Raw genomic sequence first — 21,653 nt, 5'->3', positions numbered from 1 at the left:
TATTTTGTATTTATGTAAAAACATTCAATAAAATGAATATTAATAAAAAAATCCTTGTGAATGTCACTTTTGTCTCGCATCCACACATGTTAGGGTATATAATAAGAGAAAGATATCTGAATATTATGTCGATTATGATTGAAATATGCAGAATGAACTACACTTCCGGGACTCACAAATTGATCCAAAAGGTTTTTGATAACTTTTTCCTGCCACCGGCCAATTAATTGGGGAGTTGATGAAGGTGAAACGAAAACTTTCTAGATTATCAGTTGAAGTCCTTTCGATAAGAAGTGCTTGTGAATTCTGCCGAAACATGGGATTGACACCCAGTATTACGAATATATCAATGATTACAGGCTTTTCTGAAGAAAAGATCTTGGAAAGAATCGACATTGACTTCCAAGTTTGCAGAGATGAATTGATGGCATATACGGCTTCCACCCGGGAGTGATTTATTGATGATTCACTAAAATAAATATGAGGCTGGGACACAAGTGATATAGTATAAGTAAAACCCGAACTATTTTGCATGAGGTGAGACAAAATAGCTCGGGTTTTTTATTGTTCATTGTACATTTAGGATTTAGCACATTCAGCGTTTGATTGGAGTGCAAGACGAAGACTCCTGCGGGAAGAGTAGCTTATGTGAGACCCCGCAGGCTTGCCGAGGAGGCTCACGGGCTACCCGCGGAAAGCGTAGTCTTGCACGGAAATCATTAGCGTTGTTTAGAGTCCACTCTGAAATGTTCGTTTTTAAACATGAAAATTTATGTTTTGTCCTACCCCCATTTTTTTATTATTTCTAAAGTACGTTGAAATATCTGGCTTCAGGATGTGCAAACACCATCGCTGTTACAGATGCTTCCGGTTCCATCATACAACCATCTGTCAATTCAATGCCTATTCTCTCGGGTTTGAGGAGATTGAAAAGTTTTTTCTGATCCTCAAGGTCAGGACATGCAGGATATCCAAAGGAATATCGCTGACCCTGATACTTCGTCCGGAAACGCTCCTGCATCGTGAAGTCGACCGGATCAGGAAATCCCCATCTGCTTCGCATCATTTCATGCACCCTTTCAGCAAGTCCTTCAGCCGTCTCCAGTGCCAACGCCTGAATAGCATGACTTTCAAGGAATTTCCCCTCACCCTTTAATGATGCAGCCCATTCTCTGATTTGCCGGCCGGCCGTGACTGCAAAGAAACCGACATAATCCATCTCGCCGCTTCCTGCCGGCCGAAGATAATCGGCTAAACAAAGATGGTCGTTTTGATTCTGACGCGGAAAATGAAACCGCTCAATTTCTTTTGATGAATCATTCGGATCGTAAATGATGACATCGTCCCCTTCTGACTGAGCCGGGAAAAATTGATAGAGTGCGGATGCATGAATAATATCTTCTTTTGCTGCCCTTTTGAATAATCCATCCGTCAATTGTTTTATTCTGATTGTCCTTTCATCTTTTTCTACCAATAGCCGGGATACTTTCCCCTTGATTCCCAGATGGTGTCCAAGGAGCATCTGCTGATTGATATATGGCTGGATCTGATTAAGGGAAAAATCCTTGATGATATGCGGTTCCAGATCCGGCGGAGTATAAACCTGGACATCCCTGGCTACTTCTGAACGCACCTTTACAGCAACAGGTGAATCACTACGTGGTTCAGGTGCAGGTCTGCTTTCTAATTCCATTAACTTCTGCCGGCTTTCTTCTTCCCACTTCTTTCTCGTCCCTCTATCCTGCATTCCATTGATGATACTTAATCCATCCATTGCGTCTTTTGCATATACTACCAGCCCGCCATATTCCTTCGCTATTTTGGTTGAGGTAAATTTCCTGGTAAGAGCTGCCCCGCCGACGATAATGGGAACCGAAATGTCGGACTGCCTCAGATCTTGAGCCGTCACGACCATTTGCTGTGCTGATTTCACCAGAAGGCCTGAAAGACCGACTATATCCGGTTTTTCTTTTCGAATCACTTCAATTAACTCCTGCGGGGTCACTTTGATACCCAAGTCTTTCACTTCATAACCATTATTACTGAGAATGATGTCCACCAGATTTTTTCCGATATCATGAACGTCTCCCTTTACGGTAGCAAGAATCACTTTTCCTTTAGAAGAAGAAGTTTCTCCCTGTTCCATATAAGGCTCCAAAAAGGCGACCGATGCTTTCATTACTTCGGCACTCTGGAGAACTTCTGCCACAATAAGCTGATTATCATTAAATAAACGGCCCACTTCACTCATTCCATCCATCAAAGGACCATTGATGATGTCCAGCGGAGTATGATACTGTTTAAGTGCCTCTTCTAGATCTGGAATAAGCCCTTCTTTTGTACCTTCCACTATATAATGAGCAAGCCTTTCTTCCAGAGTCATTGTATTTACTGGTATTTTGGTTTCTTTTTTCTTTCCCCGATAAAATTCAGTAAAAGCTGCCAGAGCTGCATCCGTCGTATCGAACAGGAGCTTTTCTGCCTGCTCAACCTCTTCAGCCGGGATCGATGCGAACCGCTCGAGTTTCTCCGTATTCACAATTGCATAATCAAGCCCTGCTTTTGTACAGTGATATAAAAATACTGCATTCAATACTTCCCGGCCGACTGGAGGGAGTCCAAAGGAAACATTGCTGATCCCGAGAATATGAGGACACTCTGGAAGAAGTTCTTTGATTCTCTTGATCCCCTCCACAGTTGCGTTCGCTGAACCTATATATTGTGCATCTCCTGTACCTACAGGGAAGACAAGCGGATCAAAAATAATGTCCTGTGATGGAAGCCCGTATTTCTCTGTCAATAGTTTTTGCGACCTCAAAGCAATTTCTACCTTACGGGCTGAAGTCACTCCCATTCCTTTTTCATCAATTGTACCGACGACAACAGCCGCCCCAAACTTCTTGATGAGCGGAATGATTTTCTCAAATCGTTCTTCCCCGTCTTCAAGGTTGATGGAATTGATGATCACTTTCCCCTGAGAATATTTCAACGCAGTCTCAAGCACCTCTTCATCAGTGGAGTCAATGACGAGCGGCACCTTCACCTTTTTTACGACTTCTTGGATGAAAGTATTCATGTCTTCCACTTCATCCCTGTCAGGATCTGCCACACAGATATCGATGACCTGCGCTCCATTTTTCACCTGGGCCCTTGCAATTTCGGAGGCTTCCTCTATTTTGTTCTCGGCAATCAGCCTTTTGAATTTCCTGGAACCGATCACGTTCGTACGCTCACCGACGAGAATCGGACGGTTGGCCTTATCTTCATATAAAAACGGTTCTATGCCTGAAACGGCATGGGGATGTGTATCATTTGGGATTCTTGGTTCGAATTCTTTTGCCATCCGGGATAACGCTTCTATATGCCGGGGGGTTGTCCCGCAGCACCCTCCTAAAAGATTCAGCCATCCTTTCTCAAGAAACCCTTTCATTTTCAAGCTTAGTGATTCAGGGGTTTCATGATAATTGCCTTCTTCATCAGGCAGCCCGGCATTCGGATAGCAGCTTACGTAAGTGGTTGCTAAATTAGAAAGAGACCTGAGGTGGTCCCTCATGAATTCAGGACCTGTCGCACAGTTCACCCCGACAGCCAGGGGATTCAAATGTTCAAGCGACAAATAAAAAGCTTCAATATTCTGACCTGCCAATGTCGTACCCATCGGTTCGATGGTTCCAGATAAGAGAATAGGCACCTGCCTGCCGCTTTCTTTGCAGGCAGCCTGTATACCGAGATTGGCTGCTTTCACATTAAGCGCATCCTGGCTTGTCTCCAGTAATAGGACGTCAACTCCACCATCCAGAAGACCCTTCGCCTGTATACGGTAGTTCTCAGCCAGTTCATCAAAACCGATTCCCCCTGTTACCGATAACGTTTTTGTCGTTGGCCCCATAGAGCCCGCTACAAATCGTGGCCAGTCTGCATTTGTATACGAATCTGCTGCCTTTCTTGCAATTTCAGCTGCTGTTTTATTTATTTCATATGCTTTTTTTCCCAATCCATATTCATCAAGTACAACCGGAGTGCCTCCGAATGTGTTCGTTTCAATTACATCGGCTCCTGCATCCAGGTATTCCCGGTGAATATTGTATATGACTTCAGGAGCTGTGAGAACAAGATTTTCATTGCACCCATCAAGCTCCTCCCCGCCAAAGTCTTCCGGTGTTAATTCAGCCATTTGCAGCATCGTCCCCATAGCCCCGTCAAGGACAAGTATTTTCTTTCTAAGCTGTTCTTCAAATAATGTGACGGCCATAAGGAACCTCCTTCTCAATCCCTGCTTTTTCTTTCATATGACGAAGTAATTCTATGCTCATATCATATCTGACAAACGGTGTAATCAGATAGATTCCGTTAAATAGAGTAAGTGCTGTATCCAATAGTTCCTTTGCGATCTCCATACCCGCTGCCCGGGAATGAATGGGGTCTTTACCCGCTTCTCTCATTCTCAGCCTGGTTGCCTCAGGCACTTTAATTCCGGGTACCTCATGGTGAAGGAACTCTGCATTCCTCGAACTGAGCAGAGGCATGATGCCAATAAAGACCGGCGTATTCAAATGCCTGGTTGCTTCATATATCTGGAACATTTCTTCCACCCCAAATACTGGCTGTGAAATAAAGTAGTCAGCACCAGCTTTTATTTTTTTCTCAAGGCGTTTTACAGAAGCATCCATGTGCCTGAAATTGGGATTAAACGCTGCACCGACTGAAAACTGTGTTTTTTGTCTGAGAGACTTGCCGGAAAATGATATGCCTTCATTATTCTGTTTGATTAGTTCAATCAGCTCGAGACTGGATAAATCATACACGGAAGCAGCGCCGGGAAAATCCCCGATTTTTGCAGGGTCACCGGTAATCGCCAGGATATTATGAATCCCAAGTGTATGCAGGCCCATCAGATGCGATTGAAGGCCGATCAAATTCCTGTCACGGCATGTGATGTGAACCAAAGGTGAAATATCGTACTTCTCTTTAACCATTGTCCCGATTGCTTCATTACTCACACGCGGAGATGCGAGGGGATTATCAGCAAGCGTCAATGCATCGATTCCTTCCTCCTTTAGTGCCTGAGCTCCCTGAAAGAATAAGTCTGTATCAAGATGCTTAGGCGGATCCAATTCGACGATGACCGTCATCTTTTCATTCACTTTATGGTGAAGGAGCTTTTCACTTATAGGGCGTGAAACAATTTCTACAGATTTAGTCAGCTTCACCTTCTTTTCCGTAATAGGGACCCGGCTTTTCAACTTCGCTGCTACAGCCCGGATATGATCAGGTGTCGTTCCGCAGCACCCCCCTATGATTCTTGCACCTTGACTGCGGAGTTCATTGCTGATATCCCCGAAATACCCTGGTTCTGCTGAATAATAAAATCTGCCTTCTTCATAGTTCGGCAGACTTGCATTTGGATAGACTGAAAGAAACGAACTCTTAGGGAGCGGCACTTCTTCCAGGGAAGCGACCATATGATACGGTCCCATCCTGCAATTGATCCCAACAACATCAGCACCTGAAAATTCAAGCTGATGCAATGCCTCTTTTACCTTCATTCCATTTTGCAGTACCCCCGTTTCATGCAGGGAAACCTGGGCAATTATCGGAAGATCTGTCTCCCTTTTCGCGATTTTAAGGACTGTCATCAATTCTTCAAAATCATAATAGGTTTCGAGAAGGATCCCATCAACACCTTCAAGCAGAAGGCAATACAGCTGTTCCCTGAAGCTTCTTTTGATTTCTTCCAGTGAGACATTTTGTTTTATCGCCCTGATTCCCCCGATGGTTCCGACCACATATGCAGAACCGCCTGAAGCTTTTTTAGCAAGTCTTACAGCCGCAGTGTTGATTTCCTTTACTGAATCCTCAAGGCCATACCTTGAGAGTTTTTCATAATTGGCCCCATACGTATTGGTCTGGATGATATCAGACCCTGCCTCTATATAATCCCTGTGGACTTTATATACTTCCTCCGGGTGTGAGAGATTCAGTTCCTCGAAACATCGATCAACTCCATATGAATATAAGAGTGTCCCCATTGCTCCATCAGCAATCAAGATTCTTTCTTTTAAAGATTCTTTGAGCGGCTTCACACAATTCCTCCTTCATTAATACAAACTATAAATGGATGACTTTTTTCGGTGATGACAAATTGATTGAATTCAGCCCATGGGACAAATCACTGATTAACTCGTCTGCATTCTCCAGGCCGACTGACAGCCTCAGCAGCCCGTCTGTGATGCCCCGCCTTTCCCTTTCCTCTTTCGGCATCGATGCATGGGACATTTTTGCAGGATATGAGAGGATGGATTCCACAGCACCCAGGCTTACGGCGAATACGGGTATATTCACATGCCTCTTCAATTCCCTTACCTCCCTTTCACTTTTGAGGCGGAATGATAATACAGCGCCTGGTCCTTCTGACTGCCTGACATGAGTTTTATAACCCTTGTGATAGCTAAGCCCCGGATAATACACTTCTTCCACCTCATTTCTTGCTTCGAGGAAACTGGCAATTTTAGATGCACTTTCAGATGACTGCTTGAGCCTGACATGAAGAGTCTTTAATCCTCTTAATAACAGCCAGCTGTCCTGTGGTCCCAAAACCGCACCGAACGAATTCTGCAAGAATGCCAGTTTCTCAGCAACTTGATTGCATCCAGTCACAGCGAGGCCGGCAAGTACATCACTGTGTCCCGCCAGAAACTTAGTAGCACTGTGAAGGACTACATCCACCCCGAGCGACAACGGCCTTTGAAGAAGAGGCGTCATAAATGTATTATCCAGGAATGTCAGGCAGTCGTTGGCTTTCGCCAATTTCACAATCCCTTCAATATCGGTAATATTGAGCAGTGGATTGGAAGGCGTTTCAATATAAATCACTTTAGTATTCACCCTGATTGCTCGTGCCACCTCATGAAGATCACCCATATCGACAAAAGAGTATTGAATACCGAAACGGTTCAAAACCTCAGTGATCAAGCGATAGGTTCCACCGTACACTTCCTCCGAAATCAATACATGATCTCCCTGAGAAAGCATCATAAAAGTGGTTGAAATAGCTGCCATGCCTGATGAAAAGGCAAACCCCCGGACACCGCCTTCAAGTTCAGCAATCGTATCCTCCAATGCCTCCCTGGTTGGATTACCAGATCTGCTGTAATCATAGGTTCCAAACTGATCAAAATCTTGTTGATGGAAAGTGGTCGCGTGGTAAAGAGGAATTGAAACAGCTCCAGTATGCCGGTCATATCCATGAGAGTGAATAAGGGATGTTTGTTGAGAGTAAGTTTTTCTACTCATAAGTAAGCACCTCTCCTTTTAGTTGATTAAAAACATTGTCCAAATCAGCAATGATATCCCCGACATTTTCAATTCCAACCGAAAAACGTAAAAGACGATTGCAAATACCGATTTTATTCCTTTCTTTTACGGGAATATCAGCATGTGTCTGGGTGGCTGGATAAGTTATGAAGCTTTCAACGCCTCCGAGGCTTTCCGCGAATGTAATGACTTTCAATTTTTCAAGGAAGGGACCGACCCACTCTTCTCTTGAAATCCTAAAGGACAACATCCCTCCTCTGCCCGGGTACAGGACATCTGTCACACACTCATTATTCGTCAGATATTCTGCGATGACGCGGGCATTTTTTTCATGCTGCGCAATCCTCAAACTCAACGTTTTCATACCGCGGAGCAGAAGCCAGCTGTCAAACGGTGAAAGGACTGCTCCAATGGAATTCTGGACTGTGTATATCTTTTCTCCGAGATCCTCGTCTCGTGCAATGACCGCACCCGCCAGCACATCGTTGTGGCCGCCTAAATATTTTGTGGCACTGTGGACGACAATATCTGCCCCCTCTGTTATTGGCTTTTGCAGGATTGGGGTGTAAAAGGTGTTATCCACAATCAGCAGTAAGCCGTTATCCTTTGCAACGGAAGAAACGGTCGAAATACTCGTTTCATTCATAAGCGGATTGGTTGGTGTTTCAAGGAAGATGCCTTTCGTGCTTCCATTTATCTTCTCAATTATTCTGCTTTCATCTGCTGTATCGACGAAATGGAATCTGATATTGTACTGATTCTCATACTGAAGGAAAAGCCGATAGCTGCCGCCGTACAGATCTTCGGAAACAATCAGTTCGTCCCCCGAGGAAAACAAATTCAATATTGCCTGGATGGCTGCCATACCGGAACTGAACGCAAAGGCCCTCCTGCCTTCCTCCAACTGGGCTAATGTGTCTTCTAAAATGAACCTGGTTGGATTTCCTGTGCGGGAATAATCAAATCCAGTAGATTTTCCGATTCCCTGATGCTCATATGCAGTAGATAAGTATATTGCCGGACTGACTGCACCTGTCCTGCTGTCTGTACGATTACCGGATTGTACGAGGATTGTATCAATGTGTTTACTCACTTTTCGCCTCTCCTTTTCTCAGTAAAATGAAAAGGGGTATAAAATAAAAAGCCCCCTTATGCAATATAAGAAGGCTTCATCATTCATTCTCCCTCTTATCGGCCAAGTTGAATCAACTTGCTGGAATTAGCACCATGCGCCATGCTGGTTGCTGAGGTGTCACCGGGCCAGTCCCTCTACCTCTCTTGATAAGAATCTATTTAGTTTTTCTACAAGGATGTTTTCTAAAAGATTGTTGCTTTTCGTAAATTGGCTTGTAGCCTGAATGTTGCTTGTATACGTGCTCTTTTCAAATTCAAGTTAATCTACAGGTGGACGAACATCAGAAAATACCAAAGTTCCTGTATTTTCTTGTGTAATGAGCAACTAAGTATGCGAAAAGAGCTTTCTCCAAAAACTTTATTAAAATAACTTCTTCATAACTTACAACATACTTTATTAAATGTCAATGAAAATTATGAATACTTCGTCATTTCACGTTAGAAATGTTTTAGGTTACAAATGAGATTCAATAAGAAATGTTTAAAGTATCTACTTAAAGTCTAAATGTATAGAAATACTTAGATAGGATGTGATTTGCTTGAAAGGTGTAACTTTCCAAGGGAAAGAACAAATGGTGGTAAAAGAAGTTGAAACTCCTGATATTCAAGAGAATACCGATATGATTGTGAGGATTACTGCAAGCGGCATCTGCGGTTCTGACCTTCATCTTTATCACGGCGGAATCGAGCCTGAACAAGATTACGTAGTGGGGCACGAGCCGATGGGGATTGTAGAGGAAGTAGGTTCGAATGTTAAAAGTTTAAAGAAAGGCGATCGTGTAGTCATCCCTTTCAATATCGGATGCGGAGAGTGTTTCTTCTGTAAGAATCAGATGGAAAGTCAATGTGACGACTCAAATCCTCATGGAGAGGTCGGCGGGTTATTTGGGTTTACAGAAATGAACGGCGGCTATCCGGGAGGTCAGGCAGAATACCTTCGGGTCCCTTATGCAGACTTTACTTCGTTCAAAGTGCCCGAGTCCAGCAGTCTTGATGATGAGAGTGTCCTCTTCCTTTCGGATGTCATTCCTACAGCTTATTGGAGCGTAGAAAACAGCGGAGTGAAAGAAGGCGATACGGTCATTGTCCTTGGCAGCGGACCAATTGGGTTGATGGCCCAGAAATTCGCTAAACTGAAAGGAGCCGAGCGGGTAATCGCAGTCGATCAGGTCGATCACAGGCTCCAGCACGCTAAACGCACAAATAATGCTGAAACGTATAACTTCAAGGAGACCCCTGACATCGGTTCTGTCCTCCATGAATATACAAAGGGAGGCGCTGATGTTGTGATTGACTGTGTCGGAATGGACGGGACCGTTCCACCTGATGAAACATTCGGATCTGATTTCGATAATCAATTCGGGACCATCAGCCCGATAACAACGGCCTCTCAATCAGTAAGAAAATTCGGGACCGTGCAATTGACAGGTGTTTATGCCACAGAAGCAAATCGTTTTCCAATAGGAGACTTCTTCAGCAGAAATGTCTCCATCAAAATGGGACAGGCCCCAGTCATACACCTTATGCCAAAACTGTACGATATGATCGAAAACAAAGAATTTGACCCGACTGATATTATTACCCATCGTATTCCCATTGAAGATGCAGCGCGTGGATACGAGATTTTCGATAAGAAAGAGGACGGCAATATCAAGGTGATATTAAAACCATAAACCTATATTATACAAGCTGCCATTCAACTAGATCGGCAGCTTGTATTTTTAATGTCATGAATGAAGAATCCCTATTTTCCTTTTCACCTCCTGCAAGAATGGTCTCGTTTTCTTTCTTGCTTTCTCAGCACCATCCATTAAAATTTCATTAAGCTTTTCAGGAGAGTCCATCAATTCACGATACTTTTCACGAGGCTCTTCCAAAAACTCATTCATGACTTCAAAAAGCTCTTTCTTGGCCTCTCCCCATCCGATACCGGATTGAAACCGGTTCTTCATCTCATCTGCTTTAGCTTCTGACGCAAATTCTTTATATAACGAAAATATAATCGAATCATCTGGATTTTTCGGAGCCGCAGGCGGACTTGAATCCGTCTTGATCTTATTGATCAATTTTTGCAGTTTTTTTGGCTCTTCGAACAATGGGATGGTATTATTATAACTTTTGCTCATTTTACGTCCATCCAGACCTGGCAATACGGCCGTTTCCTTTTCCACGATATAGTGAGGCAGGGTGAACGTTACTCCATAGGTATGATTAAAGCTTTCAGCAATATCCCTTGCAATTTCCACATGTTGTATTTGATCTTTCCCCACCGGTACAACTTCTGTCTGGAATAGGAGAATATCCGATGCCATCAATATCGGATATGTAAACAATCCCATATTCACCCCTGTATCGGCTTCTTTTCCTGCTTGGGCATTTCCCTCTGCAAGCGCCTTATAAGCATGTGCGCGGTTCATTAATCCCTTTGGGGAAAAACAGGCTAAAATCCAGCTCAGTTCAAAAATCTCCGGAACGTCCGACTGTCTGTAGAAAATCGCTTTAGAAGGATCAAGCCCCAAAGCCAGCCAAGTGGCGGCAATCCCGCGGCTGAGCTCGTTCATTTCCTCTTTGTTGTGTATCTTTGTCAAACCGTGATAATCCGCTACAAAATATGCGGGCTGATACGATTCTTGCCGCGCCAGCTCCAATGCCGGTTTTATGGCACCGATATAGTTCCCCAGATGCACCTTGCCCGTGGGCTTGATCCCTGTCAGTACTTGCTTTTTCACTTTTACAAACCTCCTTTTCACCTAAACACAAAAAGGGCTCCCCATCCAAAAAGGACGGGAAACCCGTGGTGCCACCTTCATTCGTTTACATAAAGCAAACGCACTTTCCTGTACAGAGGGACATACCTCGATACATTGCCTCTTTTATCGGTGAGACTCTCCGCCATAGCCTACTTTCCACTTCAGCCTGGATGCTCAGAAGCCCATTCGTCTGCCTTCCCACACTGATTCTCACCGGCCATCAGCTCTCTGAATTGTTTCGACAGCTTACTTTTCTTCATCATTGCATGTGTTATGCCATTTCCAATATTTTATAGTAACAGAAATAATTGGTCAATATATTTTTACATTTCCTTTGAAGAAAAAGGCAGAAACAATTTTACCCCTCTCCTGTTAAAGGGAAGGACTTTCATGTCTCCCGCCAAGTGACTTGCATAGCCCAGCATGCACGCTTCAAAGACACCTTGGATCATAAGGGAGGATTCAAGGTAACGGGCAATAAAGCCAAAATAAATGATGCCTATAACAGAATGTGTATAACTTCTGTGTGAAACCAGTGAAGCAATCACTATGTAGATTCCCAGTAAGCACAGCCAGGTTTCATTGATATGCCAGCCACCGACTGTGACGGCGATTCCTGTAAAGGTCAGCATCCTTCTTTGGGTAATGAAGGTTGAAAGCAAGAGGATTCCTGCGCCGTACCCCAGCCCTATCCATTGATCACTCCCTCCTTCTTCCAGGAAGCTGTACACCATCATTAATAGTCCAATGACCAAAGCTGCCGCACGAATCATTTTAGAAGAAAACGTAACCTTATTACTGAGCTTTCCATCGATATCTAAATCCGGAATAAGCCCCGAAATGCCGCCAAAAGTGACGAGTGTGGCTGTCGACGCAAAGTCTGCCCCAATTGAGTTGGCTGTGATGAATCCCGCTGCTGCCCCTGCTGCCATATGTGCTGTTCCGTTCACAACATCCCTCCTCAAGTAAATGAAATATTGAAACTATCATGATAGAGGATAAATTACGAAATGAACATGGGAATCTTGAATTATTTTTCCAGAAGTTCATCTTTAATTCTATTTATCACTTTTTGAAAATACGAAATAGGATGGGCAACAAAGTCCTGAATGGTTGCCTTCCACTTCTTATCAATTAATCCCTGATTATCATCTACAACAAACCCTTCTAAACTTATTTCATCTGCTGCATGATGAAAAAGTTGATCAGCCTCATCAAGTGTCGTCCGGAAGATTCCGGATAATTCCTCAGTTTGCAAGCGAAAGTTGTCAAAAGAAATTGGTTTTGTATATAAGTAAACATTCGCTAACTCGCGATCTACTATTCCTGCGCCGTTCAGCTCTTCTTTCATGATCCCTGCAAAAATAAGTTGATCATAAGGAATATCCACTCCCAATTCTTCATGGATCTCCCTCACTCCATCTTCCATCGATTCTTGAGATAAAATATGACCTGCAGCAGTAATGTCGAGAAGCCCCGGATAATCCTTCTTACTTTCGCTTCTCAGCTGGAAATATATATAAATTCGACTTCTGCTCTCATTATAATGTGCCATCCAGCAGTGAAAGGTTTCATGCCAATACCCAAGGGCATGCACTTCCGTACGGGTACGTTCACCTAATCTATTATAATCTTCATCAAAGATTGCAAGTTTTTCTTCAGTCATTGTTCCAACACCTTCAATTTATTATCATTCTTCCAGGAACATTATGTATTGTGAATCCGCTTATAAGCATCCAGCAGATCTTTCACTGGAATATCATTAATCTTCATTCCTGACAGATCACTGTCACTTATCTCAATTCCCTTTAAATCGCAGTTTATGAACTTGCTTCCTTGAAGGTTGCATCCCTTAAAGCTCACGGGTTCTCCTTCTTCTCCCAAGTCCGTGTTTGTAAAAGTTGTACCGCTAAGTGATAGATGTGCAAATTCACTTTTTGAAAGATTCAAATCAGCAATAAGAGAATGAGTAAGATTAATATTTTGAAATTTTACTTCACTCATATTACAGTTACTTACGTGAATACCTTTTAAATTACTGTTGATGATCGAGCTTTCTTCCATATTCACCCCATAATACTCTGAATGGTTTAAACTGCAATGTTCATAAATTCTGTGAGATAAATCTTCATTCTTTAGAAGTTTTTGGTCGTCGGGTTTCGTCTGGATCAGTTTCTCATAGGAATACTCCTCCGGGGATTCAAACGTTTTACTATATCCCATTTTCTCATAAAAATAATGATTACTTATTTGCTTTGCAGATGTCTCGAGATGCCATATCCTTACGTTTGGATATCTTTCTTCGATCATTTTTATCGCCTTGGACCCGATTCCTTCCCCCTGATGTTCCGGCTGAATGAAGATGCGGTCGATTCTCCCATATGATTTGCCTGAAATGGTCACATAGATTCCACCTGCTGGTTTTCCACCGGCTGAAATGATGAAAGCATCCAATTCGCTGATCATGTACTTATTCTTTCTAACAGAGTCATACCCGGGCGGCTGAATATTATAATCCAGGGTCTTCTCATTTCCGAGCCATCTCGCAGCTTCACGATCAAACGTTTTTTTCATGATGCCGGTCAATAATTCAGCATCTTCCAAAGATGCCTTTTCTATCGAAATATCCACAAATACTCTCTCCTTTATTTGAAGTCATTTCCATATTAACATGGTTTTTTCAAAATCTTTACACAAAAGAAAGAGATTGGGACAAACAATTACAGAATAGCTAATGGTTTACGTGCAAGACTTCGCTTTCCGCGGGTAGCCCGTGAGCCCCTCTCCTTCTCGCGGCAGATCCTGTGCAGCTCCGGAGGCTAGCCCCTCGAGGTCATAAGCCTCTGAGCAAAGCCCTTCCGCATTTCAATTAGGAGTCTTTATTTTTCAATCCAATCAACCTCTGGGAAGGTCTAAAATGTATATTTGAATTAAACAAATTAAAAACCCGGACTGATTTGCCTCTTCAACTGCAAATCAGCTCGGGTTTTATATAGACTAAAGTACTTTTATCCCAGTATCTTTTTCAGTAATGCTTTATCTATTTATCCAGCCATTTAACCTTAACAATCTGAATATGAAACTTCCCGTGATAAATATAATCCCGCCGAGAAAAGAACCAAGCGTGTTCATAAGCCAATCATCGATATCTGTCGCCCTTCCCAAAGGAAGATAGTATTGAGTCAATTCAATAAGGAATGATAAGATGGCCCCGAGGAATGTCACCTTTAAAAGGATTGCCCGCTGGTGCCGCATCCACCAGCCTGAAAAGAAAGCAAAGGGTACGAACAAAAACACGTTGGCTAATAAGTTTCGAATCGGCACATCTAAATGATTCCGATAAATTAGATTCAGTCTCAAATTTGAAAAAGGATCCATATTGGTATGACCTTTTACCCCGCCGTTCATGCCTCCGTCACCCAGCATGGGTGTAAGGGTGATCAAACATATACCGCCAATGGAAATTGAAAGCAATAAAACAGGAAGGAGGTTCATCCACCTTCCTTTGCCTTTTTTCTTTTTCCATACGGAGACGGCCAGGAGGGAAGTCATGGTAAACAGTGCAAGAATGGGGATCACCCATCCAAATGCGCTCCATAATTCCTGCATCTTACGTCTCCTACTTTCCTGCCTTGTCTATTTACTAAGTTATACAATTCTATAAGTACATTTATACCACTTTCCTTAAAAAGAAAAACATAATCATATTATTCTCGATAAGAAATCCATTTCCTCTCATCGTTGATTCTAACTGTATGTCCATCTTTATCCAGTCTTTCTAAAAACGGGATCATGTACTTCCGGGATAAACCCAACAGTTCTTTTGCCTCAGTGATATTGAATCTACGGTCTGTTTTTCCTTTCAGCTCATTGACTGCCTTCTTGTAGGTTTCATAAGCATACGCATGCTTTTCATCGAGTGGAATAATCCACTCCTGTCCAATAAAAAAGTAATAATATTCCTGTCTTAACGATTCAGGGATACCGGCTTCCTTAAAATATTCTTCTATTGGTTTTACTTTCAAATTATCCTCCTTTAAGGAGTGTAAAAGCTGCACGCACCTTTTTTCCCACTGTGAAGGGAGGCTCGGTATAAAATCATGTATACGGAGAACTCCATTTTCAACAGATACTTGCTTCTGCTGAATCAGTCTTTCGATACTGAACTGGATGACCGTATCAGTGAAAGACTCCAGCATCGAGTGTAGCTCCCCCTTGTTGATTCCCTTTTCAAGGGGATGCCTGTCATGATAGGTACTGATGACATCTACAATCTTCTTTTCACAGCTTTCTACAATACTTATATGCGTCACAAAAATATCGCGCAGCATAATCCAGCCTGGCTTATTCAGCAATTCCTCAAGGTCTTCTTGTGTAAGGGAGACTTCAAGTATCAAAGATTGTACAGGTACACTCTTTTTCTGTTGAAGAAGTCTTAAAATCCTTTCTTCAGCAGAACCCTCCATTACCGCACGCAATTTCGAAATAGTTTCCTGGCCAAAGCGGTACCTTTTTCCACTTGGATTAATAATCCAACCTCCGCCCAGTGTTTCTGAAGGCGATGGCCTCCTGATTATAAATCGATCGCCGCGTTTAACTACAATCTTATCGTTTAGCCGGATTTGACATAGAATAGAGTCTTCTGCTTGTTCTGTTTTATTACGGTCGAAGAATACAAGCTTCCCCATTACCTCTGAAGTTCCTGTATGGAACTTGATTTCCATACGCTGTTTAAGTCCATTCTTTATTCCGCCAAGCGTATTCAATGAAACATCGATTGTATCTGTGACAGAAAAGAGTGAAGAGGATACAACTGCGTTTCCGCGCTCAATCTGTTGATAATTGACACCTGCCAAGTTGATGGCTGCACGCTGTCCTGCACAACCTTTGCTGCTCTTTTCTCCATGGACTTGTATCTGCCTTGCTTTCGCCTTGATTCCTTGAGGGAGTATCGTGACTTCTGCCCCCGTTTCTATCTCTCCTTCATATATGGTCCCCCTGACAATGGTACCTTGTCCTTTCAGTGAAAATATCTGATCGATCGGCAAACGGAAATCACCTTCAGAACTCCTGACAGGTATATCTTCTATCGATTTTAAAATTAAATCCTTCAATTCCTGGATACCTTCACCTGAGATACTGTCGACCAACACCAACGGGGCATTTTCAAAAGGAGAGCCTTCAAGTTCTTCCTTCACTTCATCTTTAGCAAGTTCCCTCAGTTCCGCATCCACTTTTGACATTTTCGTAAGTGCCACAATCCCATTTGAAATCCCAAGAAGGGAAAGGATATCCAAATGCTCACGTGTTTGAGGCATGATTCCTTCATCGGCTGCTATAACGAGCACCACAAGGTCAATTCCACCTGTCCCTGCAATCATTTTCCTCACAAAACGTTCATGGCCGGGCACATCGATAATGGAAATCTGCATATCCTCTTCTTGATGAAACGGGGCAAAACCGAGCTCTATCGAAATACGCCTTTCCTTTTCCTCTTTTAGGCGATCGGTGTCGATGTTGGTAAGGGCCTTAGTCAGTGCAGTTTTACCATGGTCAATATGTCCGGCCATTCCGACCGTATAGTACCGTTTCCTCAACATTCCCACCTGCTTCTTCTAAGACTTCTTCTTTCTTTTATAATGAGTGAATAATACGCCTGTCATCAATGCAAAGCATGCAATAAACAGGAAACCTTTCATACTTTCCCCTTCTGAGAAAGATTTGATCGTCCAAAACAGAATCACTACTGTGATGATACAATCAAAAATAAATATGCCTTTTGAATTTCGAATATTCCTCACCTGCTTTTTATATAGAATGACTATACTTACTTTACCATAAGCGCTGATCTCAATAAAAAAATAGCCGGCCGGACAAGCCCGCCTTCTAAAGAGGCTTGATCCAACTCGACTATTTCCGATCAGTTTTTAATTTGAACCTTCTTTTATAAGTGTCTTCATGTCGGAGGTGATTTCATCGTAAGGTACATCGCTGTTCCCGCTGTAATTCTTAACCACAACACCTTCTTGATTGACGAGGAAGAAGCTTGTCTGATGAATGACTTGGTCAGAATTGGGGTCTTTTGCAACGATTGTTTTGAATGAATGTTCAGCAAAGTCCTTGATTTCCTCAAACTTATAACCGGTCAATAATTCCCACTTGCCTGAATCCGCTTCGTATCCTGAAATATATTCCTTCAGGGCCTGCGGTGTATCGTTTTCGGGGTCGACGCTGAAGGAGACGATCTTATAATCTTCTACCCCTGCTTTCTTCAGTTCTTTTTGCAATTTCGTAAGATTGAACGTCATTGGCGGACAGACCGTTTCACAGTTAGTGAAAATGAAATCTGCAATCCAAACTTTTCCTTCCAAGTCTTTGAGACTTACTTTTTCATTTTGTTGATTGGTATAATTGAAATCCGCTATTTCATAATTCGTTTCTGCTTGAAAGTCACTATTGCTGCAACCTGCAAGGAGAATTCCTACTGCAGCCATCACGACCGCTATTAATTTAATTTTAGGCACTAAAATCTCCTCCGCTTTCCACTACTCTTTCTCATTCTATGTTAGTAGAAAGAACAGGAAAAGACAATGCGCTTCCTATGAGTATCAATGACTATTTTGTGAAATTCCCAGGCTTTTCAATCCAAGCCTCAGTGCACCGATACTTCCGGAGAATGATCCATTTTCAATAAAAACACACTGACACCCCAAAAGGGTTTCAAATTGTTTGAGATCTTCTTTTAAGGGAGAATTCGCAATGAGAGTGCTTCCTATGAAAACAAGCTTTTGGCAGCGATGTGAGACCGCAAGCTGCTGGGAAAGCAATATAACCGTCTCCGCAATCAAGTTGGTCAAAGAGCGAGTCACATCTTTAGTTGATGCTGCTCCAGATCCGAGTTTAGCAAAGTTTGCTGCCGTCAGATAGTCAGGCACAGGAGCATCCTCCCCTTCATATACATCCTTCACCATCAAATCGACTGCTTCACGATTTCCGTTTTCGGACATCTCCACGAGTTCATGGAAATCATCTGTGCCAGTGAGCAGCGCTCCCAGCCCTATGAACATACCTCCGCCCATTCCGCTTCCCGTTACACGGGAGAATTCATTGGGAGCGACTTTAAAGAAAGAGGTTCCGGTGCCTATATTCACCAAGATGTATCGATCCAGCTCTTCATTTTGAGTATGAACAAGTTTTCGAATACCTTCTTCTATTGATTTGAATTCAGGAAATACTGCACTCTCCGGAACCAGCATCTTAATCTTTTCAGCCTTCCCGCCGGTAAGGAACAATTTTGAATCCGGTGAGGTGAGCCGAATCCAATTCATTATCTGAGGCAGTTCTTTACTGTCAAAGACTTTATAATGGTATCTGCCGTGTTCTTCATATACAAGCTTAGTAAGGGTTCCGCCTGCGTCGATTCCTAAATATCTCATTCTGATACTTCTTTTTTCTTTTTGGAGAATAGATAGTGAAGGACATATCCGTGAATCACCATGATGACGAGAAATGCGACGAGATAATAAAAAACACCCATGATTCCGTTAGAAGTGTCCTCTGTCACCAGCCACCAAATGGAAGCGATCAAAAGGAATAAAAACTGCAGGGCAACCCCCTCAAAAAATGGTTTCTTATATGTGTTAAAGTCCAGGAGCCTCTTCCAGCTCCATCCAATTGCGACGGCTGCTGAAATGATTAAGATTAAAATATAAACACTTATTTTCATAGATATCACCCGCTTTGTGTATGTCTTATATCTTCATCATAGTTAATCCTACTGGAAATATAAAGATATAATTGAAAGTTCAGGTAATATTTTTTAAAGGGAGCCCCTAACGTTCTTCTTTATTAAACCGGTATGCGTTGTAGTGAGAAATGCTCACGCTTACATTAATCTTCTTCAAAGAATCCCGGGTCAGATAGAACTGATCGCTATTCATAAGTTTCCTGTATTCATCCCCATTGAACCTGTAATACTTTTCCCCGATATTCAACAAATCCACTTTTTTCTCAATACCGATATCATACACTTTTTGAACTTCTTTTTTGATTGATTCCTCCAGTGAAGCCTTCACTTTTTCATACGGCACTTCTTTTACCTTTTCCAGCAGTTCTGCTTCCACTTTGAGCTCCAGTATAAATTCGGGCCGTAATCCATCCTTTTTCATTTTCACTTTCATCTTTTGGGACGTCAATTCAAATGTAGCAGCCAATTCGTCATCAATATGAATACCGTAATTGATCTGATTTCTTTTATCGAGAAGCCAATCCACTATTATCGCTTCTTTTGAAGGAAGTATACCTTTATAGTCTGAATGCTGGAACAGGGAATACCCGTCAAGGAGAAGCACAGGGTTTGGGGCATTTGTTTGCCATGCGTTTTGATTGACAGACAATCTTGGAATGAATGCAGACCCCACCGGCTCATAATACATTCTCAAGAATGACATGAGGCTGATTGGACCAATATCATTTAAATTTGCTTCAATATTTTCCTCAGTCAACATTACAGTGTAGACGGGGGGATAACCAAATAAGCCTTTTGTGTGAAAGATCTCTTCAATATTTTGATCAGTGGTGAATAGCAATAAATTGGGCCTTAACGATCGATTCCTTCCTACATCTTCGAGTACTTCTTTAAATTTATACTCAATCACTTTATCCGATAATACCAATGCCTTTAGATGGCCAAAGAACAACGGGGGCCGTGATAGCTTATATAACTTGCTTACTGCAAGGTTGAGTGTTTTCCCTCGCGCCGACCCAACCAGTGTCGGTATCGGTTCAATGGGTCTCGTTTCCTGTTTGGCCACATTCAAGAAGTTCAAGCCTTGAAGATATACAATGTATTCATCGTGGTCAGGGTCATAATCCATCCCAATTGTGACGATATAAGTCAAGTCCTGTATATTTTTAATACCTGAACAACCCGATAACAAGAAAAGTGAAGCGAGTATGCATATGCTGAATTTTCGAAGGACCACGTTTACTCATTCCCTTTCCTGGTTGTATCTTTCGGACTGGTTGACTTCGTACGTTCTTTATAGAATTGAAGCGGCAGCTTTATAAAAGCCCTGACTGTTTCCGTAAAACTGAGAGGGGCGACAGAGCCTAAGTAAGGGACCCCAAAAGAAGATTTTGTGGCTAAATAAAGGATGGTGATGATAAAGGTAAGGATCACCCCAAACAATCCAAATAAGGTGCTGAAGAGTAAAACGATAAATCTTAATGTGGTAAGCCCGTTTTTTAATGATTGATTGACGAGCGTGAAAGAAGAAATATAGGTTATCGCACCAATAACAAGCATAGTGGGTGAAGTTAATCCAGCCCGGATGGCTGCGTCCCCTACAATCAGTCCCCCAAGCACGGAAACCGTCTGACCAATGGCCCTTGGAAGCCGTATGCCCGCTTCATTAAAAAATTCAAATAAAAACAATACGATGAACATTTCAATAGGAGCAGAAAGGGGCAGGCCGAATCTTGACATAGAAATTGTAGCGACTAGCAAGTATGGAATTTGCTCAATATTATAAGCTGAAAAAGCTACCCAAGTTCCTGGGAGAAAGCCAGATATAATCAATCCAATGATTCTAATCAATCGTTCAATTGAAACAAAGAAATAATTAATATTTGAATCTTCGGGGGACTTCGTCTGGAGCAAAAGATTAACTGGGGCAATAGATACGGTTGGACTTCCATCCATTATGATGGCAAATCTGCCTTGATTTAGATTTTCCACTATAAAATCCGGTCTCCCGGTATAATCGAAATTCGGAAATATTGAATAAGGGGAATCATCCAACAAAGATTCCAGTTCTTGATTGGAGACCAAAACATCAATATCAATATTTTCCAGTCTATTATGCAAATCTTTAATGATTGTATCGTCGATGATGTCTTCTATATAAAGAACGGCTATTTTTGTATTGCTCCTGCTACCTAAATGATATGTCTCGACACATAAAGACGGTGTAAAAAGACGTCTCCTTACCAGTGAAATGTTTGTATTCAGGTCCTCTACAAATCCATCCTTCGGCCCCCTGATTGAAGTTTCGAGTGAAGATTCTTCGGGATTGCGCTTTGGAAGATTCCCAGCTTGTATACCGAGGATAGTCCCTTCCAGGAAAAAGAGGACATGTCCTGAAAATAATGCAGTTGTCAGTTCTTCCATTTCTCTGTTTATAAATTCCTCTGCCTGGAAGAATTGCTTCATCTTTTGTAAAACGGTTTTATCTGTGATCAGGTCCAGTTTCGGCAGGATCGATTTATCCATGTATTTGATATCAACGATACTTTCAAAAAACACCATCGTAATCCTTACTTGTTCAAAGTGATGTTCTTTAAAGATCAAATCTTCACTTTTTGAAAATAAAGAATGTAACTCTTCCATTTTTTCTTTTGCTGTATATGTATTCATTGAACCTTTTATCATCATTACAAACATCCTTTTGTCTG

At 42.3% G+C, this 21,653-nt stretch carries 18 protein-coding genes, 1 riboswitch and 1 other annotated feature; of the genes, 3 read left to right on the top strand and 15 right to left on the bottom strand.

What is annotated here, in order from left to right; genetic code table 11:
* Positions 1-244: 244 nt before the first annotated feature.
* A complete protein-coding gene (locus AS034_RS11135; protein ID WP_141687703.1) occupies positions 245-454 on the top strand; it encodes a hypothetical protein in 210 nt (69 codons plus the stop codon).
* Between the two features lie 148 nt (positions 455-602).
* Positions 603-809, top strand: a complete 207-nt coding sequence (locus AS034_RS23145) for a hypothetical protein (RefSeq protein ID WP_074439996.1) — start codon at positions 603-605, stop codon at positions 807-809.
* Here AS034_RS23145 and metH read toward each other — a convergent pair.
* Genes metH through AS034_RS11115 form a run of 4 tightly spaced genes read right to left on the bottom strand, consistent with a single transcriptional unit; the run spans position 806 to position 8,407 of the window.
* Positions 806-4,252 (bottom strand): methionine synthase, encoded by a 3,447-nt coding sequence (metH, locus tag AS034_RS11130; protein ID WP_058298491.1) that lies wholly within the window; start codon positions 4,250-4,252, stop codon positions 806-808. The two genes, AS034_RS23145 and metH, sit on opposite strands and share 4 nt — an antisense overlap.
* On the bottom strand, positions 4,233-6,083 hold the full coding sequence (locus AS034_RS11125; RefSeq protein WP_074439995.1) for a bifunctional homocysteine S-methyltransferase/methylenetetrahydrofolate reductase: 1,851 nt from the start codon (positions 6,081-6,083) through the stop codon (positions 4,233-4,235). Before AS034_RS11125 ends, metH begins: the two co-directional genes overlap by 20 nt.
* Positions 6,084-6,108: 25 nt before the next feature.
* A complete protein-coding gene (gene metC / locus AS034_RS11120) occupies positions 6,109-7,293 on the bottom strand; it encodes a cystathionine beta-lyase (protein WP_058298490.1) in 1,185 nt (394 codons plus the stop codon).
* Positions 7,286-8,407, bottom strand: a complete 1,122-nt coding sequence (locus AS034_RS11115; protein ID WP_058298489.1) for a methionine biosynthesis PLP-dependent protein — start codon at positions 8,405-8,407, stop codon at positions 7,286-7,288. The genes metC and AS034_RS11115 overlap by 8 nt, the downstream gene beginning before the upstream one ends.
* A gap of 92 nt (positions 8,408-8,499) precedes the next feature.
* A riboswitch (SAM riboswitch) is annotated at positions 8,500-8,602 on the bottom strand.
* A 385-nt stretch (positions 8,603-8,987) separates the two neighbouring features.
* Between AS034_RS11115 and AS034_RS11110 the strand changes: the two genes are divergently transcribed.
* Positions 8,988-10,121 carry a zinc-dependent alcohol dehydrogenase gene (locus AS034_RS11110; RefSeq protein WP_058298488.1) on the top strand — a complete coding sequence of 378 codons (1,134 nt, stop codon included), beginning with the start codon at positions 8,988-8,990 and terminating at the stop codon, positions 10,119-10,121.
* Positions 10,122-10,175: 54 nt separating this feature from the next.
* On the opposite strand, the gene AS034_RS11105 is transcribed toward AS034_RS11110, so the two are convergent.
* From AS034_RS11105 to AS034_RS11055, 11 genes are all read right to left on the bottom strand, one after another.
* Positions 10,176-11,177, bottom strand: coding sequence for a tryptophan--tRNA ligase (locus AS034_RS11105; protein ID WP_058298487.1), 1,002 nt, complete (start codon positions 11,175-11,177; stop codon positions 10,176-10,178).
* A 47-nt stretch (positions 11,178-11,224) separates the two neighbouring features.
* Positions 11,225-11,470 (bottom strand) — a binding site (T-box leader).
* A gap of 51 nt (positions 11,471-11,521) precedes the next feature.
* Positions 11,522-12,148 carry a metal-dependent hydrolase gene (locus AS034_RS11100; protein WP_032088675.1) on the bottom strand — a complete coding sequence of 209 codons (627 nt, stop codon included), beginning with the start codon at positions 12,146-12,148 and terminating at the stop codon, positions 11,522-11,524.
* Positions 12,149-12,228: 80 nt separating this feature from the next.
* Entirely contained in the window at positions 12,229-12,864 is a 636-nt protein-coding gene (locus AS034_RS11095) for an NUDIX hydrolase (RefSeq protein WP_058298486.1), read from the bottom strand.
* Positions 12,865-12,905: 41 nt separating this feature from the next.
* On the bottom strand, positions 12,906-13,772 hold the full coding sequence (locus AS034_RS11090) for a GNAT family N-acetyltransferase (protein ID WP_058298740.1): 867 nt from the start codon (positions 13,770-13,772) through the stop codon (positions 12,906-12,908).
* 462 nt (positions 13,773-14,234) lie between these two features.
* Positions 14,235-14,807: a VanZ family protein gene (locus AS034_RS11085; RefSeq protein WP_052011625.1), complete on the bottom strand. Its 573-nt coding sequence runs from the start codon at positions 14,805-14,807 to the stop codon at positions 14,235-14,237.
* Between the two features lie 98 nt (positions 14,808-14,905).
* Positions 14,906-16,798 carry a selenocysteine-specific translation elongation factor gene (gene selB, locus AS034_RS11080; RefSeq protein WP_082641669.1) on the bottom strand — a complete coding sequence of 631 codons (1,893 nt, stop codon included), beginning with the start codon at positions 16,796-16,798 and terminating at the stop codon, positions 14,906-14,908.
* 327 nt (positions 16,799-17,125) lie between these two features.
* Positions 17,126-17,722, bottom strand: a complete 597-nt coding sequence (locus AS034_RS11075) for an SCO family protein (RefSeq protein ID WP_058298485.1) — start codon at positions 17,720-17,722, stop codon at positions 17,126-17,128.
* An 84-nt stretch (positions 17,723-17,806) separates the two neighbouring features.
* A complete protein-coding gene (gene coaW / locus AS034_RS11070; protein WP_058298484.1) occupies positions 17,807-18,634 on the bottom strand; it encodes a type II pantothenate kinase in 828 nt (275 codons plus the stop codon).
* On the bottom strand, positions 18,631-18,924 hold the full coding sequence (locus AS034_RS11065; protein ID WP_058298483.1) for a hypothetical protein: 294 nt from the start codon (positions 18,922-18,924) through the stop codon (positions 18,631-18,633). The genes coaW and AS034_RS11065 overlap by 4 nt, the downstream gene beginning before the upstream one ends.
* Before the next feature lie 106 nt (positions 18,925-19,030).
* Complete coding sequence (locus AS034_RS11060; RefSeq protein WP_058298482.1) at positions 19,031-20,182, bottom strand: Ger(x)C family spore germination protein; 1,152 nt, start codon at positions 20,180-20,182, stop codon at positions 19,031-19,033.
* A gap of 2 nt (positions 20,183-20,184) precedes the next feature.
* Positions 20,185-21,633, bottom strand: coding sequence for a spore germination protein (locus AS034_RS11055; protein ID WP_082641668.1), 1,449 nt, complete (start codon positions 21,631-21,633; stop codon positions 20,185-20,187).
* Positions 21,634-21,653 lie beyond the last annotated feature (20 nt).

This window comes from [Bacillus] enclensis (assembly GCF_001456935.1).
GTDB lineage: Bacteria > Bacillota > Bacilli > Bacillales > Bacillaceae_B > Rossellomorea > Rossellomorea enclensis.
This window is presented reverse-complemented; position numbering and strand designations above follow the sequence as displayed.